This is a genomic window from Pseudomonas sp. SDO524_S393 (assembly GCF_054071875.1).
Window position 1 is genome coordinate 12187 of record NZ_JBSVVZ010000075.1, and the last position, 17131, is coordinate 29317.

Genomic DNA, 17131 nt, shown 5'->3' on the forward strand with positions numbered 1-17131 from the left:
GCAAGCGTGGCGATCACATCCAACAGCAAAATTTTATCGGTCACCACAGGGGACAGCATTTCAAGGTTAAGTCGTGTCAGGCGTACTGCGCCGCCGCGTAGCCCGAAGCCCACGCCCACTGGAAGTTGAAGCCGCCCAGGTGACCGGTCACATCCAGCACTTCGCCGATAAAATACAGGCCCGGGCTTTTCAGCGACTCCATGGTCTTGGACGACACTTCCCGCGTATCCACGCCGCCCAGCGTGACTTCCGCCGTGCGGTAACCCTCGGTGCCGGCGGGCACCAACTGCCAACTGCCGAGTTTGTGGGCGATGTCGGCAATTTCGGCGTGGGTGTACTGCTTCATTGGCTTGGACACGAACCAGGTATCTGCCAGCAGGTTGGCCATCTTCTTGGTGAAGAGCTCGCCCAGCAGGGTTTTCAGCTCGCTGTTGGGGCGCTCGGCCTGTTGCTGTTGCAGCCAGGTGTGGGCGTCGTGGTCGGGCAACAGGTTGATTTCCACCGTGTCACCGGGTTCCCAGTACGAGGAAATCTGCAGAATCGCCGGCCCGCTGAGGCCACGGTGGGTAAACAGGATGTTCTCGCGAAAGCTCTGGCCATTGCAGCTGACCAGGCAATCCACGGAAGTACCGGACAGCTCGCCGCACAATTCCTTGAGCTGGTCGGTGATGGTGAACGGCACCAGCCCGGCGCGGGTCGGCAGCAGTTCATGACCAAATTGCCTGGCCACTTGATACCCAAATCCGGTGGCGCCCAGTGTGGGAATCGACAGGCCGCCGGTGGCGATCACCAGCGATTCGCAGCGCAACTCACCCAGCGTGGTCTGCAACTGATAGCCACGGTCGAGTTTGGCGATTTCCTGGATCGAGGTGTCCAGGTGCAGGCTGACACCGGCCTGATCGCATTCGTCGAGCAGCATGCCGAGGATGTCGCTGGACTTGTTGTCGCAGAACAGCTGGCCGAGTTTCTTCTCGTGGTACGGCACGCCGTGCTTGGCCACCAGACCGATGAAATCCCACTGGGTGTAGCGGGCCAGGGCGGACTTGCAGAAGTGCGCGTTGTGGGAGAGGAAGTTCGCAGGCTCGGTGTACATGTTGGTGAAATTGCAGCGGCCACCGCCGGACATCAGGATCTTCTTGCCGGCCTTGTTCGCATGGTCGATCAGCATCACTTTGCGCCCGCGTCCGGCAGCGGTCAGTGCGCACATCAAACCTGCGGCGCCGGCGCCAATGATCACAACTTCGGTCGAGCGCAAAGCAATGTCCTCACAAAAACTCAATATGAAATGCAATCAAATGTGGGAGCTGACTTGTGTGGGAGTCGGGCTTGCCCGCGATGCAGGCACCTCGGTATGTCAGTGACACCGAGGTGATGCTATCGCAGGCAAGCCAGCTCCCACACAAGCCAGCTCCCACATTGATTCGGTTCCCACAGTAAATATGTGGGGTTCTTACAGGATCCGCACGCGCAACGAACGGCCCTTGATCTTGCCATCGTTCAAACGCTGCAACGCCTGCTTGGCGATCCCGCGCTCTACCGCCACATAGGCCTGGAAGTCAAAGATCGCGATCTTGCCGACCTGGGCACCCGGGATGCCGGCTTCACCCGTCAACGCGCCGAGGATATCGCCCGGGCGCACCTTGTCTTTACGCCCGGCAGCGATGCACAGGGTACTCATCTGCGGCAGCAGCGGACCACCGCCCTGTGGCTTGAGGTTGTCCAGTTGGTCCCAGTTCAACGGGGTTTTCTGCAACTGCTCGATGGCCTGGGCGCGGTGTGCCTCGGACGGTGCCACCAGGCTGATCGCAATTCCGGTCTCGCCGGCACGCCCGGTGCGGCCCACGCGGTGGATGTGGATTTCCGGGTCGCGGGCCAGTTCGACGTTGATGACCATGTCCAGCGAGTCGATGTCCAGGCCGCGGGCGGCGACGTCGGTGGCCACCAGCACCGAGGTGCTGCGGTTGGCGAACATCGCCAGCACCTGGTCACGGTCGCGTTGTTCCAGGTCGCCGTGCAGGCCGACGGCGGAAATCCCCTTGGCCGTCAGGTGGTCCACGGTTTCCTGTACTTGTTGCTTGGTAAAGCAGAACGCCACGCACGAGGCCGGGCGGAAGTGCCCCAGCACCTTGGTCACGGCGCTCATGCGTTCTTCCGGCGAAATTTCGTAGAAACGCTGCTCGATCTGATCGTCGGAGTGGAACGCCTCAGCTTTCACCTGCTGTGGCGCGCGCATGAACTTGGAAGCCAGTTGCTTGATGCTCACCGGGTAGGTAGCGGAGAACAGCAGGGTCTGGCGACGTGCCGGGGTCTGGCCAATGATGTCTTCGATGGCCTCGTAGAAACCCATGTCGAGCATGCGATCGGCTTCGTCGAGAATCAGCGTGTTCAGGCCGTCCAAGACCAGCGAGCCTTTGCGCAAATGCTGCTGGATGCGCCCCGGGGTGCCAACGATGACGTGGGCGCCGTGCTCCAGCGAGGCGATCTGTGGGCCGAGGGACACGCCGCCGCACAGGGTCAGCACCTTGATGTTGTCTTCGGCGCGGGCCAGGCGGCGGATTTCCTTGGCCACCTGGTCGGCCAGTTCGCGGGTCGGGCACATCACCAGCGCCTGGCAACCGAAGTAACGCGGGTTGATCGGGTTCAGCAGGCCGATGCCGAAGGCCGCGGTCTTGCCGCTGCCGGTCTTGGCCTGGGCAATCAGGTCCAGCCCTTTGAGGATCACCGGCAAGCTTTGCGCCTGGATCTGCGTCATCTCGACATAACCCAGCGAGTCGAGGTTAGCCAGCATGGCGGCGGACAGGGGCAAAGTATTAAAAGCGGTGGCGATGGTAGTCACGGGACTGGCTCTGCAAAACAAAATGTCGCGCAGTGTACCAGTCTCGTGGGAATTTCCCTGCAAGTTCTAGACGAGAAGCCTGTCAATGCTCGATGTCGTGCTCACGGCTGACCACCCGTTTGCCGTCGGTGGGCGACAATTGCAGGAAGATCGCCGCCGCCAGCATCGCCATGATACCCACGGTGAGGAAGGTCAACTGGAACGCGCCGAGTACGCTTTCCACACCGTCATTGCCGGTTTCGGCGGTAAAACCGCCAAGCAGTGCACCGGCGCAGGCCACGCCCAGGCTGAGGGACAACTGCGCCACCACCGACAGCAAACTGTTGCCGCTGCTGGCTTGGGCGTCGTCGAGGTCGATCAGGGTGACGGTGTTCATCGCGGTGAATTGCAGGGAGTTGATCGCCCCCAGGATCGCCAGCATGCACAGCAGCAGCGGGTAGGGCGTGTGCTCGCTGACCAGGCCCATGCTGGCCAGCATGATGCCCAGCGCCAGGGTGTTGCCGGTCAGCACGATGCGGTAGCCGAGGCGTTCGATCAGGGTGCGCGCGATGGACTTGGCGAACATCGCCGCCGCCGCCAGCGGCAGCATGCTCATCCCGGCTTCCGACGGTGAATAACCCAGCGCCACCTGCAACAGCAACGGCACCAGGAACGGCAACGCGCCGCTGCCCAGCCGCGCGAACAGGTTGCCGAGGATGCCTACCGCAAAGGTGCGGGTCTTGAACAGCACCGGCGAGAACAGTGGGTTATCGATATGCCCGGCACGCAGCCAATAGGCGGCCAGGCAGGCCAGCCCGCCGAACAGCAGCAGCATTACCCGCAGGTGCGGCAGGTGCAGTTCGCCCAGGCCTTCCATGGCGATGGTGATCAGTACCATCGCCGCGCCGAACAGCACGAAACCCACACCATCGAAGCGCGTGCGTTCGCTGCCGCGCAGGTCGGGGATCAGTTTCCACACGGCGTAGCACCCGATCATGCCCACCGGGAGGTTGATCAGGAAAATCCAGTGCCAGGTCAGGTATTGCACCATCCAGCCGCCCAGGGTCGGACCAAGCAGCGGGCCCAGCAGGCCGGGAATGGTAATGAAGCCCATGATCCGCACCAGCTCGGAGCGCGGGTAGGCGCGCAGCACCACCAGTCGCCCGACCGGCAGCATCAACGCGCCGCCCAGGCCCTGGATCACCCGGGCGCCCACCAGTACGGTCAAGCTGTTGGACAGGGCGCAGAGCAGGGAGCCGATGCTGAACAACAGGATCGCGCCAAAGAAGATTTTCTTGGTGCCGAAGCGGTCGGCGATCCAGCCTGACGCCGGGATCAGCAAGGCCACGGTGAGCATGTAGGCGATCACCACCCCCTGCATGCGCAGCGGGTTTTCCGCGAGGTCCCGGGCCATGGCCGGCAGTGCCGTGTTGAGGATCGTCCCGTCGAGCGATTGCATGAAGAAGGCAATCGCCACCACCCAGGGGAGCCAGCGGGCGGTCTTGGCATCGAGCGGGACACGGTTCGGCATGGAAACCCTTTTTGTTAGCAGGCTATGTGTCGGCGATTATGCGCCATCCTTCGCGCTTTTTCCCACCAGGAAATCCAGCAGTTCGCGGTGCACTGCCGTGGCCGCTTCGCTGGATTCGAGGTCGAGCAAATGGCCGGTGTGTTCGGCCACGGCAAAGCTCGAGCGCCCCACGTACTGCTTGAACAACCGGGCCTCGGCGGCGGGGGTGTATTCGTCCAGGGCGCCGTTGAGAAAGTGCACCGGCGTCTCGATCTGCTTGAGCGCCGGCAGGTAATTGCCATCGCCCAGCGCCAATACCTGGTGGATGTGAAAGCGCGCCTGGCGGTACTCGGTGGTGGCCATGGTCGACAGGTGTCGGTGATTGTTGCGCTTGAGTCGGGGCGACAGGTATTTGCCCACGGTTTCGTTGAGCAGGTGGCCGACGGCGGATTTGTCATCGGCCTCGATCAGCACGCGCACACGTTCCACATAGTCGAGCATGGCCTGGTTGAGGTTGGGCGCCAGGGCCATCACCACCGAGCTTTCGATGGAAGGCGGGTTGTGGGCCAACGTCAACAGCGTGGAAATACCGCCCCACGAGGCCGACACCAGGTGGTTGACCTGGAAGCGCTCCACCAGGGCGCGCAGCATTTGCACTTCGTCATCTTTGGTGACCAGGTCCAGGTCGGTGTTGTGTTCGCGCGAATAACCGGAGAACGGCAGGTCGAACAGCAACACATTGAAATGCTCGGCCAGGCATTTACTGGTGCGGGCGAAGGAGCGCGTGGTGGATAGCGCGCCATTGACCATCAGCACGGTCTTTTTTTCCGAATCGTTTCCCAGCTGCTCAACATGAACGTTGTAGTGCTTGAACAGCCTTTCAATGACAAAACTTCCATGGTTCATGTCAACGCTCCAGCTTGCCGTTTACCAGGCAAGGTCATGCATCACGTGCGCGCACGCGAGGTTAGTGGCGGGATGCCATTAACCGTTATATCGGGGATTCTGGAGGTGGACAACCGGGCGAACGGTCAATTTCCGAAGGATGAGACGGATCGCCCAGACTGGAGGGCGCTGCCTGTCGGAAAGGGCGTTCCGACAGGGCGAAGGGTGAGTTCGAACGCGCTCAAGTCAGGATCAAGGCTTCCGGTGCACTTTCCCACGACGAGCCGGCAAGTCGTTTGCGAGTGCCCCACAGGTCCATATACCCATCGATGACCGCCACCGAATGCCTGGCATCGGTGAGGGTGCCGACCGCGCCGTTTTTCAACGCCTCGACGGTGCCCTTGCGAAAGTGATCCTTCAGGCCCAGGCGTCTCAAGGCTTCGCCGGGGAATTCACCGTCGTTCAACGTCTGCATCGCGGCGTCGAAACTGCGCGTGGCCCAACCGTCATTGTTTTCGTTCTGGGCTCGTTTGGCACTGGCGGCGTAGAGAAAAATGGCATGCTGCAAGACCGTACCCCTTCCGACCCATCCTGCTTTGGCTTCGGCCTGTTGCAGCTCTTGATGGGTCAGGAAGACGCTGACGTTGTCCCTCATCAAGACCTCATAACCTGCGTCGGTGCGGGTAACCTTTTCGAAAATCCCCCGGGGGTGGCTACCGTACTTGACCATGGCGGCCTTGATGGCCGAGACGGTGACGCAATTGCCCTCGGTCACCTGAAAAAAATCGGCCCAGATATTGTTGGGGCGAACGCCCGAAGTGGTGTCGGAGCGGGGGGCGGCGGTCGGGATTTCGTTTCCTTGGGTGTAATGGGCTTCAAACTTGCCATTGTTCAGCTGTCGGTTATTGACGCGGTGGTTGTCGTAGGGCGTGGCGAAGGTTGAAACGAAAGATGAGACGGTATTCATAGTCAGAGGCTCATGAAGGCAGTGGAAGTTGAAGAACCCTTACGCGAGTTGATACCCGTGGGTTTGCGTGACGCCGTCTTCGGGGAGGGTTTTGCCTTCTTTGACAAAGGTGCCGTCCTGGAACAAGCCGCCGGCGTTTCCTCCAATGATCAACACCAGCCCTTCTGCATCACCGGCCCGCTCGACGTAGTTGATGGCGCGAGTGACTCCCATGCCCTCCAGGATGTTCTTGACGGTACGCCCATGCAGATTGCCCTCCAGTGCCGCCTCGAAACTCAAGCCGAAGGACGGCACCGGCGGTTGCAGGTGTTGGCGCTTGATGTAGGCCGCAAAAATGAAGTTCGCATCATTCAGCAAGCCTTGGTCATTCCCCAGGAACAAAGACTGATCGCTGGCAAGCTTGAGTTCTTCCCGGGAAAGCTCCAGCTTGAACCCGTCCCTGAAGGTGACCTGGTAACGGTTGTCTGCAAAGGTCACGCGTGAGAAGACGTCGGTCGGGCTTTGCCCGAATCGGGCCATCAGCAGCTTTATGACGTCGGCGTGCGTGGCGGTTTCGCCCTGAAAGAAAAACGGCCTTCGCGTGTAGAAACCCAATAAGGGATCGTCCGGTTTCTGGCCGTTTGTTTTGGTGGAGAGGTCGGGCAGCGTCTTGGAAGCTTCGGTGTCGAGCTCGAACGTGAAGGGTTTGACCGGGCGGGCGGGAACGCTCAGGGACGGCGTAGCGTTGGAGGGCTGTTTGAGGACGATAAAGCTCTCGATCCATTTGGGCACGGGTTGCTTGGTGCCGTACGCCTCCATGGAGCCGCCATGGATCATGCCGCGTTTGTGGGCGAACACCTTCATGGCGGGCACGGCCACTCGGTCACCCACGTCGTGGGACCACACCTGCTGCAACTGATAACCGAGGCCTAACAGCGTCAAGGCCGCATGCCCACCGATACCCTCGTCGGCGGCTTGCAGGGTTGCGCTGAAACTGCGTTTATGCAGCTCGCTGCGGTAGCCGATTTTGTCCTGGTCGTATTCGGCCTCGAGGTGTTTGCGTTTATTCATGACGGCGAAGAGGAAGCGTGCATTGCTCACCTGGCTTTTGTCATGCCCGGAAAACTTTGCATAACCTGCAGCCAGGCGTAACTCATCGTTGGAAATATGCAGCTTGAAGCCGTCTTTCATGGTGATGTTGTAGCCGCTCCCGGTGGGGGCGACTTCATCGAACACACTGGACGGACTTTGGCCGAGGCCCGCCATCGCGGTTTTGATTGCGGCCACCCAGTCATCATGGTCGTTGCGACCAAAATAGGGATAGCGTTCATACGTCGCGTACAAGCCTGACCAGATAGCGTCAGGCGGCTGGTTGTTTTGGGGAGCGGGCATGAAGCTGCTCGGAGAGTGCGATATCCCTAAGTTCATGTGAGTTCTCTGACGGGTGTGATGATGCTCGAACCTGAGCATCCCAGTCAGTGGCGGGTGGCAATGATGGGTTCCGGTTGCCTGTGAGGCGATGCGTTACCGGACGTGAACGATCAGACGTTTTGAAATAGGACCGTTCCGAGGTTCAGGTTTTTTGTCGGCACCCGGGTGTAGGAAAGACTCCCGTGCAGTCGCCGGCGTACCGGCTCCTGCACGGGATGGCCTTACAGGGTCAGGGTCAGGCGCTTGACCAGGGCGCCCGGCAACAGGTTGGAGGCGGTGTTGCGCTGGCCATAGGTACTCGCCGACAGCAGCAGTTCCCGATCGGCCGTCAGTGCTTCCAGTTGTGAGCCGAGCAACTGGTAGACGCTGTCATCAAAGCGCATGGTGCTGACCGGCGCCTTGATTTCACCGTCTTCCACCCAAAAGGTGGCGAAGCGGGTCATGCCGGTGAGGCGTGCCGCCGGGAGGTCGGAGTAGTTCAGGTACCACAGGTTACTGATGTACAGCCCGGTGCCCAGTTGTTTGAGAATGTCGGCCTGGGCCAGGCTGCCTGCCGCCACCTGCAAGGCACTGGGCGACTCGTCGCGGCTCGCGCCATTGGCACTCAGGCCGTACTCGGCGGCGCTGCGCGAGTTGACCAACTGGCCTTCGGCCTTGCCCGCGTTGATCAAGGTGACATCGCTGCGCGGGTAACCTTCGGTCGAGAACGCCTGGCTCAGGGAGCCGCTGATGTGTTCGTCGACCCTCACCAGCGGGCTTAGCGACTGCTCGCCGGCATAGAGCTTTTGCAACGAGCTGCCTTTGCTGGCGATGGCCTGGGCGGAAAACCCGCCCCAGGTAATGATGCTGATGATTTCTTCCAGTGCCGCCGGTGCCAGGTACGCGCGGTATTGCCCGGGCGCCAGCTTGTGTGCGGGGCGGCCGAGAAACGCCAGTTGCTCGCGGGCCTGCTGGAAGCGCGCGGCGAACGCGGCGCTGTTCCAGGTGTGCCCGGCGTAGCTGGCTTTCACCGCTTCGCCATTGGCATGGAACAGGCTGAAATCGAAGTTGAAACTATTGGCCTGATGCCAGCCGAACGCGCCGTTGGAACTGGCAAAACCACGGGTGATGGGGCCGGCGGCGTAGAAACCAACCAGGTCCACACCGTCGGCGGCCCGTTCGATGTCTTCCAGCACCTGGGCCAGTTCCGGCAATGGCCGGGTCTGTTCGTTATGGCTTTGCCAGGCCGTGCGGTTGAGCAGCAGGTACGGGTCCTGCGGCAGCAGCGGCAAGGTTTCGCGCAATTGTTGCAGGCCCTCGGCCAAACGCTGGCGGTCCAGCTCCGGCGTGCCGGCAAGCGTGATGGCGAGGTCGGCGTGGCGACCGTCGCTGATCAGCTTGAGATTCAGACTGGCCTGTTGCACCTGGCCGGCCTGACGCACCTGGGCGTGGTTGAAACGCACGAATTCGGACGCTTCGTCTGCGTAGCCCAGTTGAAAATGCTCATTGTCGGTGAGGGCTTGCTTGAGCCATTCCACCAGTGCCTTGAAGTTATTCATCAGGCATCTCCCCCGAAAACGTCGACATGGCTGAACACGCAAGCCGGCGAAGCATGGCCGACGCGGATCACCTGGTTGGGTTCGCCCTTGCCGCAGTTGGGTGTGCCCAGCACTTTGAAGGTGCTGGCGTCGCCGACGGCGCTGAGTTTGCGCCAGAAGTCTGCGGAGATGGCGCGGTAGTTGGGGTTTTTCACCACGCCCTTGAGCTCGCCGTTTTCGATCAACTGGCCCCATTCGCAGCCGAACTGGAATTTGTTGCGCGCGTCGTCGATGGACCACGAACGGTTGGTGGCCATCAGAATGCCGTGTTCGATGCCGCTGACCAATTCGGCAAGGGTCTTGTCGCCGGCCTCGATATTGAGGTTGGCCATGCGGTCGATGGGCGGTCGGTTCCAACTGCATGCGCGGCTGTTGGCCACGCCTTGCAGGCCCGCCCGAAATTGCGACAACGCCCCGCCCAGCGGTTTGACCAACAGGCCGTCGCGGATCAGGAATTGCTTGCTGGCGCGGGTGCCGTCATCGTCATGTCCGTAGCTGGCGAGCTGTTCGGGGATGTCCGGATCGAAGGTCACGTTGAGCAACGGCGAGCCGTATTGCAGATGGCCGAAGTCGCTGGCCTTCACGAAACTGGTGCCCGCGTAGTTGCGCTCATCCCCCAGGATACGGTCGAGTTCCAGCGGGTGGCCGATGGATTCGTGGATCTGCAGCATCATCTGGTCGGGCATCAGCAACAGATCGCGGGGTCCCTGGGGCGTGTTTGGCGCGAGCAGCAGTTGCAGGGCCTCGTCGGCCACCGTTGCGGCGGCGCCCACCAGGCCGAAGCGGCGGATCACCTGCGCGCTGCCTTGCTGGCCGAAGTTGGTGCCGCCCAGGGTGCGGGTCTGGCTGTCGTTGCCGTCGAAGGCGGTGACACTCAGGCCCGGGTAGACGAAGCGCTGAGCCTGGCGCAATTCGGCACCGGCGCTGTTGAGGTAGATCTGTTCAACCCGGGTGGTGCCCAGGCTCACTTCCCAGTGCACCAGGCGCTCGTCCTTGGGCACGGCGGCGGATTCATCGCCGAGCAACTGGTAGCAGTCGCTCAAAGACGGGAAGGGCTGTTCGAGGTCGGGCGAGAGGTAGTCGGCCACATCGCTGGACACCGGCTGCTGGCGCAGGTCGAGCAGGGCATGGGGCAAAATCTGCCGGGCTTGTTGTTCGGCGCGTTCGAGGGCGGCTTGCAGGCCGGCCAGGGAAATATCGTGGGTCGCGGCGTAGGCTTCCACGCCGTTGAGACGCACCGTGAGCATGGCGCCTTCGTCGTGATTCAGGTGGGGCGGTTCGGCGACGTTCTTGCGCACGGCCAGGTATTGGCCGGATTCGCGCACGTAGCGCAGGGAGAAGAAGTCGGCGGTGGTGCGCAGGGCACTGAAATGCTGCTTGAGTGTGGCGTGGTAGTCGAACATGGGGCCTTCCTTGTGGGCGGCTCGGCGCGGGCAGGCAAACAGAGTAGGCCCGGGCTGGGAGCTGATCAAGGAAAGAGGTTCTGCGGTGTCTGGTCGGGCCTCATCGCGGGCAAGCCCGGCTCCCACATTTTGATTTGTGAACCCAATCAAATGTGGGAGCCGGCTTGCCTGCGATACAGGCACCGCGGTGCTTCAGTTACTGCGCGATTTCACGCAGCGGCTTGCCACGCACCGGTGCATCGCCGGCCACGTAGTAGTCGGCGGTGCTGCGCGGCAGCGGCTGACGGCCACGGATCTTGTCGGCGATTTTCTCGGCGATCATGATCGTCGGCGCGTTCAGGTTGCCAGTGGTGATGATCGGCATGATCGACGCATCCACCACGCGCAGGCCTTGCATGCCATGCACGCGGCCTTCGCCATCCACTACGGCCATTTCGTCGGTGCCCATCTTGCACGAGCAGGACGGGTGGAACGCGGTTTCGGCGTGCTCGCGGATGAACTTGTCCAGCTGTTCATCGGTTTGCACCTCGATGCCCGGGCTGATTTCACGGCCACGGTATTGGTCCAGCGCCGGCTGGGCCATGATTTCACGGGTCAGGCGGATGCCGTCGCGGAATTCCTGCCAGTCCTGTTCGGTGGCCATGTAGTTGAAGAGGATGCTCGGGTAGTCCCGCGGGTTCTTCGATTTCAGTTGCACGCGGCCACGGCTGGGCGAACGCATGGAACCCATGTGCGCCTGGAAACCGTGCTCCTGCACACCGTTGCTGCCGTTGTAGTTAATCGCCACCGGCAGGAAGTGGTACTGGATATTCGGCCATTCGAATTCTTCACGGGTACGGATGAAACCGCCCGCTTCGAACTGGTTGCTGGCGCCGATACCGGTGCCGTTGAACAGCCATTCGGCACCGATGGCCGGCTGGTTGTACCAGAGCAGCGACGGGTACAGCGACACGGGCTGGGTGCAAGCATATTGCAGGTACAGCTCAAGGTGGTCCTGCAGGTTCTCGCCGACGCCCGGCAGGTCGTGGACCACCGGGATATCCAGGCTTTCCAGCAATTTGGCCGGGCCGACACCGGAGCGTTGCAGCAATTGCGGCGAAGCGATGGCGCCGCTGCACACGATGACTTCCTTGCGGGCGCGGGCTTCGACACGCTCCTCTGCCGCGCCGATCAGGTAACGCACGCCCACGGCGCGCTTGCCTTCGAACAGCACTCGGTCGGTGAGCGCGTGGGTGACGATGGTCAGTGTGGAGCGCTTTTTGGCGGTGTCCAGGTAGCCACGCGCGGTGCTGGCGCGACGGCCTTTCGGCGTGACGGTACGGTCCATCGGGCCGAAACCTTCCTGCTGGTAGCCGTTCAGGTCGACGGTGCGCGGGTAACCGGCTTGCACGCCGGCTTCGACCATGGCGTGGAACAGCGGGTTGTTGCCGGCTTTTGGCGTGGTCACGCTGACCGGGCCATCGCCGCCATGCCAGTCATTGGGGCCGATGTCGCGGGTTTCGGCTTTGCGGAAATACGGCAGGCAGTCCAGGTAGGTCCAGTCTTCCAGGCCTGGCAGTTTGGCCCAGCCGTCGTAGTCCATCGCGTTGCCACGGATGTAGCACATGCCGTTGATCAGCGAGGAGCCGCCCAGGCCCTTGCCGCGACCGCATTCCATACGGCGGCCGTCCATGTGCGGCTCCGGGTCGGTCTCGTAGGCCCAGTTGTAGCGGCGGCCTTGCAGCGGGAACGCCAGGGCGGCAGGCATTTGCGTGCGGAAGTCGAAACGGTAGTCGGGGCCGCCGGCTTCCAGCAGCAGGACGGTGACGCCTTCGTCTTCGGTCAGACGGGTCGCCAGGGTGTTACCGGCGGAGCCGGCACCCACAATGATGTAATCGTATTCTTGGGACATTGGATGCACCCTCTTTTGAGATAGTCAGGTCGGGCCTCATCGCGGGCAAGCCCGGCTCCCACAGGGGAACGCAGTCCAAATGTGGGAGCTGGCTTGCCTGCGACAGGGCACTCACAGGCAATACAAGGCTCGGGGCTTAGAACACCGAGGCGTAGTCGCCCAGCTCAACCTGGACCGATTTGATGCGGGTGAAGTTGTTCAGCGAGCTGATACCGTTCTCGCGGCCCACACCGGATTGCTTGTAGCCGCCGACCGGCATCTTGGCGTCGGACTCGCCCCAGGCGTTGATCCAGCAGATACCCGCTTCCAGTTGATGAATCACGCGGTGGGCGCGGTTCAGGTCTTTGGTCACCAGGCCGGCGGCCAGGCCGAAGTCGGTATCGTTGGCGCGGCGGATCACTTCTTCTTCGGTTTCGTAGGTCAGGATCGCCATGACCGGGCCGAAGATTTCTTCACGGACGATGGTCATGTCGTCGGTGCAGTCGGTGAATACGGTCGGGGCCACGAACGCGCCTTTGGCGAACGCGCCGTCGGTGAGACGGTCACCGCCGCACAGCAGGCGGGCGCCTTCGGCCTTGCCTTTGCTGATGTAGCCCAACACGCTTTCCATGTGGGCGAAGCTGACCAGCGGACCGAAGTTGGTGTTTTCGTCTTCCGGGTTGCCGACGCGAATGCGCGCCACACGCTCGACGATCTTGGCTTCGAATGCCGCTTGCAGGTGCTTGGGCACGAACACGCGGGTGCCGTTGGTGCAGACCTGGCCGGAGCTGTAGAAGTTGGCCATCATCGCAGTGTCGGCGGCGCGGTCCAGGTCGGCGTCGTCGAAGATGATCAGCGGGGACTTGCCGCCCAGTTCCATGGTCACGTCTTTGAGCGACGAGCTGGAAGCGCTGGCCATGACTTTCTTGCCGGTGTCGGTACCGCCGGTGAACGAAACTTTCTCGATGCGCGGGTGTTCGGTCAGCCAGGTGCCGACTTCACGGCCGCTGCCGGTCAGTACGTTGAACACGCCCGCCGGAACACCGGCCTCGGTGTAGATCTCGGCCAGTTTCAGGGTGGTCAGCGAGGTGACTTCGCTCGGCTTGAAGATCATCGCGTTGCCGGCGGCCAGGGCTGGTGCGGATTTCCACAGGGCGATCTGGATCGGGTAGTTCCACGCGCCGATACCGGCGACCACGCCCAGCGGCTCGCGGCGGGTGTAGACGAACGAGGTGGTACGCAGCGGGATTTGCTCGCCTTCGATGGCCGGCACCAAGCCTGCGTAGTATTCCAGCACGTCGGCGCCGGTGACGATGTCGACGTATTTGGTTTCGGAGAAGGCTTTGCCGGTGTCCAGGGTTTCCAGGGCGGCCAGTTCGTCGTTGCGCTCGCGCAGGATTTCGACGGCGCGACGCAGGATGCGCGAACGCTCCATGGCGGTCATGGCGGCCCAGATTTTCTGGCCTTTTTCGGCGCTGACCACGGCGCGTTCGACGTCGTCTTTGGTGGCGCGTTGTACTTGGGCGAGGACTTCACCGTTAGCCGGGTTGATGGCTTCGAAGGTGGCGTCGCTGCTGGCGTCGCTGTAGCCGCCGTCAATGTAGAGTTTTTGCAGTTCGAAACGGGCCATAAAGTCCTCGCAAGTGCATAAGTGGTTGGCGCGGTTCGGGCGTTGAGCGGTTATGTGTGCTCTAACGTACCCTGCTTGGCCAATTGGAAATCCATGTATTCGTAAGCGATCCGTTGCGCCTGCTCCGTGTCGAAAGCGTCTCCCGACAGGGCGCCGCGCAACCACAAACCGTCGATCAGGGCCGCCAGGCCTCGGGCTGCCTTGCGTGCGCGCGGCAGCGGCAGCACTCGGCGGAACTGGCAGCACAGGTTGGAATACAGACGTTGATCGTTGATCCGCTGCAACCGGTGCAATGACGGGTGGTGCATGCTGGTGGCCCAGAAGGCCAGCCAGGTTTTCATTGCCGGGCCATTGACCTGGCTGGCGTCGAAGTTGCCTTCGATAATCACCTGGAGGTGCGCCCGCGGGCTGTCATCCTTCAGGGCGCGCCTGCGTTCGTGGACGTTGTCGATCAGCGCGTTCATCAGGTAACGCATGGTCGCTGCGATCAGGCCGTTCTTGTCCTGAAAGTAGTGGCTGATGATGCCGTTCGAGACGCCGGCCAAACGAGCGATCAGCGCAATGCTGGCGTCCCCCATTCCGACCTGATCGATGGCCGTCAACGTGGCTTCGATCAACTGCTGGCGGCGTATGGGTTGCATACCGACCTTGGGCATGTAGCACCTCTCCTTAGGCCTTCCGGCGGGCGATAACGTCCGTCGGCTTGGAGGCCAGTCTATTTTGTTTTGATTGAACGTTCAATCAACAAAGAATAAGATCTGCGACAAATGGTCGCTGCCTACAGGTATTTCCTACGTGTGAGCGTCGACATCTGACACCTGTCAAACCCTTTGAAACCGCCCTGGCCATGGCTCTGGCGGGGTTCAGAGGTTTTCGGGGTGTCTTTATAACACCCGTCCGTCGACTGCCGAAAAATCGATGTCCCGGGATAACCGTTGCCTTGTGTTTCTCTCTCGCACTGCCCGGAGCATCTGCGCCATGAGTTCTGCTTCTCTTATAAAAACCCCGCCGGAAAAGGTGCGGGTAAACGGTTGGGTGTTCTACACCTCCACCGCGTTGATTCTGCTGTTGACGGCCATTCTGATCATCGCCCCGCAAGAAGCCGGACGCCTGCTCGGCGTGGCCCAGGCGTGGCTGTCGAAAAGCTTCGGCTGGTACTACATGGTGGTCATCGCCGCCTACCTCGTGTTCGTGGTCGGCCTGGCGTTTTCCTCGTACGGCAAGTTGAAACTGGGCAGCAAGGACGACACCCCGGACTTCAGTTACGGCGCCTGGGCCGGCATGCTGTTCTCGTCGGGCATCGGCATTTCGCTGCTGTACTTCGGCGCGTCGGAGCCCCTGGACCACTACTTCAACCCGCCGGAAGGCGCCGCGGCCAGCAATGGCGCTGCACGCCAGGCGTTGCAACTGACCTTCCTGCACTGGGGCCTGCACGGCTGGGCGATCTATGCCCTGGTCGGCCTGGCCGTGGCGTACTTTGCCTATCGGCACAACCAGCCGTTGGCCCTGCGCTCGGCGCTGTACCCGCTGGCGGGCGAGCGTTGGGTCAAAGGCGCGGCCGGCCACGCGGTGGACGGTTTCGGCATGTTCGTGACCCTGCTGGGCCTGGTGACCAACCTGGGCATCGGTTCGATGCAGGTATCCTCGGGCCTCGAGAACCTGTTCGGCATGCAGCACAGCAACACCAACCTGCTGATCGTGATCATCGTGATGAGCACCGTGGCGACCATCGCTGCCGTGTCGGGTGTGGAGAACGGCATTCGCCGCCTGTCCAACCTCAACATCGTATTGTTCAGCGGTCTGTTGATCTTTGTGCTGTTGTTCGGCCCGACCCTGCACCTGCTCAACGGCTTTGTGCAGAACATCGGCGACTACATGAACGGCCTGGTGCTGAAAACCTTCGACCTCTATGTGTACGAAGGCGACGCCGACAAGACCGAGCGCTGGATGGGCCTGTGGACCCTGTTCTACTGGGCCTGGTGGATTTCCTGGGCGCCATTCGTGGGCATGTTCATCGCACGTATTTCCCGTGGTCGCACCGTGCGCGAGCTGGTGGCCGGCGTGCTGTTGATTCCACTGGGCTTTACCCTGGCGTGGCTGTCGATCTTCGGTAACTCGGCGCTGGACCTGGTACTCAACCACGGTGCGGTGGAGCTGGGCAAGACGGCGCTGGAGCAACCCTCCATGGCCATCTACCAACTGCTTGAGCATTACCCGGCGTCGAAAGTCGTGATCGGCGTGTCGATCTTCGTCGGCTTCGTGTTGTTCCTGACCCCGGCGGATTCCGGCGCGGTGATGATGGCCAACCTGTCCTGCAAGGGCGGCAACGTCGATGAGGACGCACCGCACTGGCTGCGGATCTTCTGGTCGGTGGTCATCACCCTCGTCACCATCGGCCTGTTGTTCGCCGGTAACTTCGAAGCCATGCAAACCATGGTGGTGCTGGCGGGGCTGCCGTTCTCGGTGGTGCTGATCTTCTTTATGTTCGGTTTGCACAAAGCCATGCGCCAGGACGTGGCGGTCGAACAGGAGCAGGCGCAGTTGGCCGAGCGGGGGCGCCGTGGTTTCAGCGAGCGTCTGACCGCGCTGGACCTGCAACCGAGCCAGGGCACCGTGCAACGCTTTATGGACAAACACGTCACGCCTGCGCTGGAAGAAGCCGCGACCGCGTTGCGTGACCAGGGGCTGGAAGTGCAGACGCTGCTGGGTAAATCCAAGCGCTGCATCGGTGTGCGTATCGAGATGGAAGAGGGCAACCCGTTTGTCTACGAAGTGAGCCTGGATGCTTACTCGTCGGCACCGACCGATCTGCCCGAAGAAGAGCGCACGCGCTATTACCGCGCCGAGGTCTACCTGCACAACGGACCTCAGGAGTACGACCTGATGGGCTTCGCCCAGGAACAAATCACCCGGGACGTGCTCGATCAGTTTGAAAGCCATCGGCAGCTCCTTGGCCGGGTCTATAGCTGATAGTTGAAGCGAGCGGCGCCTTCACTGGCGCCGCCTTCTCAAGACTGCAATGCGGTCAACTGTGGGAGCTGGCTTGCCTGCGATAGCTCTGGTG

12 protein-coding genes are annotated in these 17131 nt (G+C 61.8%); 1 reads left to right on the plus strand and 11 read right to left on the minus strand.

Features of this window, described 5'->3' with window-relative positions:
* Nucleotides 1-76: 76 nt before the first annotated feature.
* The 11 genes from ACW9IB_RS25095 to betI form a co-directional block, all read right to left on the minus strand.
* Nucleotides 77-1255 carry an NAD(P)/FAD-dependent oxidoreductase gene (locus tag ACW9IB_RS25095; RefSeq protein WP_457415899.1) on the minus strand — a complete coding sequence of 393 codons (1179 nt, stop codon included), beginning with the start codon at nt 1253-1255 and terminating at the stop codon, nt 77-79.
* 195 nt (nt 1256-1450) lie between these two features.
* Nucleotides 1451-2788, minus strand: a complete 1338-nt coding sequence (gene dbpA, locus ACW9IB_RS25100) for an ATP-dependent RNA helicase DbpA (RefSeq protein ID WP_457415906.1) — start codon at nt 2786-2788, stop codon at nt 1451-1453.
* Nucleotides 2789-2918: 130 nt separating this feature from the next.
* Nucleotides 2919-4346 (minus strand): multidrug transporter subunit MdtD, encoded by a 1428-nt coding sequence (gene mdtD / locus ACW9IB_RS25105; protein ID WP_457415900.1) that lies wholly within the window; start codon nt 4344-4346, stop codon nt 2919-2921.
* A gap of 36 nt (nt 4347-4382) precedes the next feature.
* Nucleotides 4383-5231, minus strand: coding sequence for an alpha/beta fold hydrolase (locus ACW9IB_RS25110; protein WP_457415901.1), 849 nt, complete (start codon nt 5229-5231; stop codon nt 4383-4385).
* A 220-nt stretch (nt 5232-5451) separates the two neighbouring features.
* Nucleotides 5452-6177 carry a hypothetical protein gene (locus tag ACW9IB_RS25115; RefSeq protein WP_457415902.1) on the minus strand — a complete coding sequence of 242 codons (726 nt, stop codon included), beginning with the start codon at nt 6175-6177 and terminating at the stop codon, nt 5452-5454.
* 39 nt (nt 6178-6216) lie between these two features.
* Entirely contained in the window at nt 6217-7626 is a 1410-nt protein-coding gene (locus tag ACW9IB_RS25120; RefSeq protein ID WP_457415903.1) for a hypothetical protein, read from the minus strand.
* A gap of 182 nt (nt 7627-7808) precedes the next feature.
* Nucleotides 7809-9125, minus strand: coding sequence for a TldD/PmbA family protein (locus ACW9IB_RS25125; protein WP_457415904.1), 1317 nt, complete (start codon nt 9123-9125; stop codon nt 7809-7811).
* The gene (locus ACW9IB_RS25130; protein WP_457368803.1) at nt 9125-10567 is read right to left on the minus strand and encodes a TldD/PmbA family protein; all 1443 of its coding nucleotides are present in this window, start codon (nt 10565-10567) and stop codon (nt 9125-9127) included. Before ACW9IB_RS25130 ends, ACW9IB_RS25125 begins: the two co-directional genes overlap by 1 nt.
* Before the next feature lie 196 nt (nt 10568-10763).
* Nucleotides 10764-12458 carry a choline dehydrogenase gene (betA, locus tag ACW9IB_RS25135; protein WP_457368802.1) on the minus strand — a complete coding sequence of 565 codons (1695 nt, stop codon included), beginning with the start codon at nt 12456-12458 and terminating at the stop codon, nt 10764-10766.
* A gap of 136 nt (nt 12459-12594) precedes the next feature.
* Nucleotides 12595-14067, minus strand: coding sequence for a betaine-aldehyde dehydrogenase (gene betB / locus ACW9IB_RS25140; protein ID WP_457415905.1), 1473 nt, complete (start codon nt 14065-14067; stop codon nt 12595-12597).
* Nucleotides 14068-14117: 50 nt separating this feature from the next.
* Complete coding sequence (gene betI / locus ACW9IB_RS25145; RefSeq protein ID WP_457368800.1) at nt 14118-14723, minus strand: transcriptional regulator BetI; 606 nt, start codon at nt 14721-14723, stop codon at nt 14118-14120.
* Nucleotides 14724-15102: 379 nt separating this feature from the next.
* Here betI and ACW9IB_RS25150 point away from each other — a divergent pair, with 379 nt between their 5' ends.
* Nucleotides 15103-17037 carry a BCCT family transporter gene (locus ACW9IB_RS25150; RefSeq protein ID WP_457368821.1) on the plus strand — a complete coding sequence of 645 codons (1935 nt, stop codon included), beginning with the start codon at nt 15103-15105 and terminating at the stop codon, nt 17035-17037.
* Nucleotides 17038-17131 lie beyond the last annotated feature (94 nt).

Excerpts from the sequence above, each read along its gene's own strand:
- betB (WP_457415905.1), bottom strand. The coding sequence starts at position 14,067 with ATGGCCCGTTTCGAACTGCAAAAACTCTACATTGACGGCGGCTACAGC.
- betA (WP_457368802.1), bottom strand. The coding sequence starts at position 12,458 with ATGTCCCAAGAATACGATTACATCATTGTGGGTGCCGGCTCCGCCGGT.
- mdtD (WP_457415900.1), bottom strand. The coding sequence starts at position 4,346 with ATGCCGAACCGTGTCCCGCTCGATGCCAAGACCGCCCGCTGGCTCCCC.
- ACW9IB_RS25110 (WP_457415901.1), bottom strand. The coding sequence starts at position 5,231 with ATGAACCATGGAAGTTTTGTCATTGAAAGGCTGTTCAAGCACTACAAC.
- ACW9IB_RS25120 (WP_457415903.1), bottom strand. The coding sequence starts at position 7,626 with ATGCTCAGGTTCGAGCATCATCACACCCGTCAGAGAACTCACATGAAC.
- dbpA (WP_457415906.1), bottom strand. The coding sequence starts at position 2,788 with ATGCTGGCTAACCTCGACTCGCTGGGTTATGTCGAGATGACGCAGATC.
- ACW9IB_RS25125 (WP_457415904.1), bottom strand. The coding sequence starts at position 9,125 with ATGAATAACTTCAAGGCACTGGTGGAATGGCTCAAGCAAGCCCTCACC.
- betI (WP_457368800.1), bottom strand. The coding sequence starts at position 14,723 with ATGCCCAAGGTCGGTATGCAACCCATACGCCGCCAGCAGTTGATCGAA.
- ACW9IB_RS25115 (WP_457415902.1), bottom strand. The coding sequence starts at position 6,177 with ATGAATACCGTCTCATCTTTCGTTTCAACCTTCGCCACGCCCTACGAC.
- ACW9IB_RS25130 (WP_457368803.1), bottom strand. The coding sequence starts at position 10,567 with ATGTTCGACTACCACGCCACACTCAAGCAGCATTTCAGTGCCCTGCGC.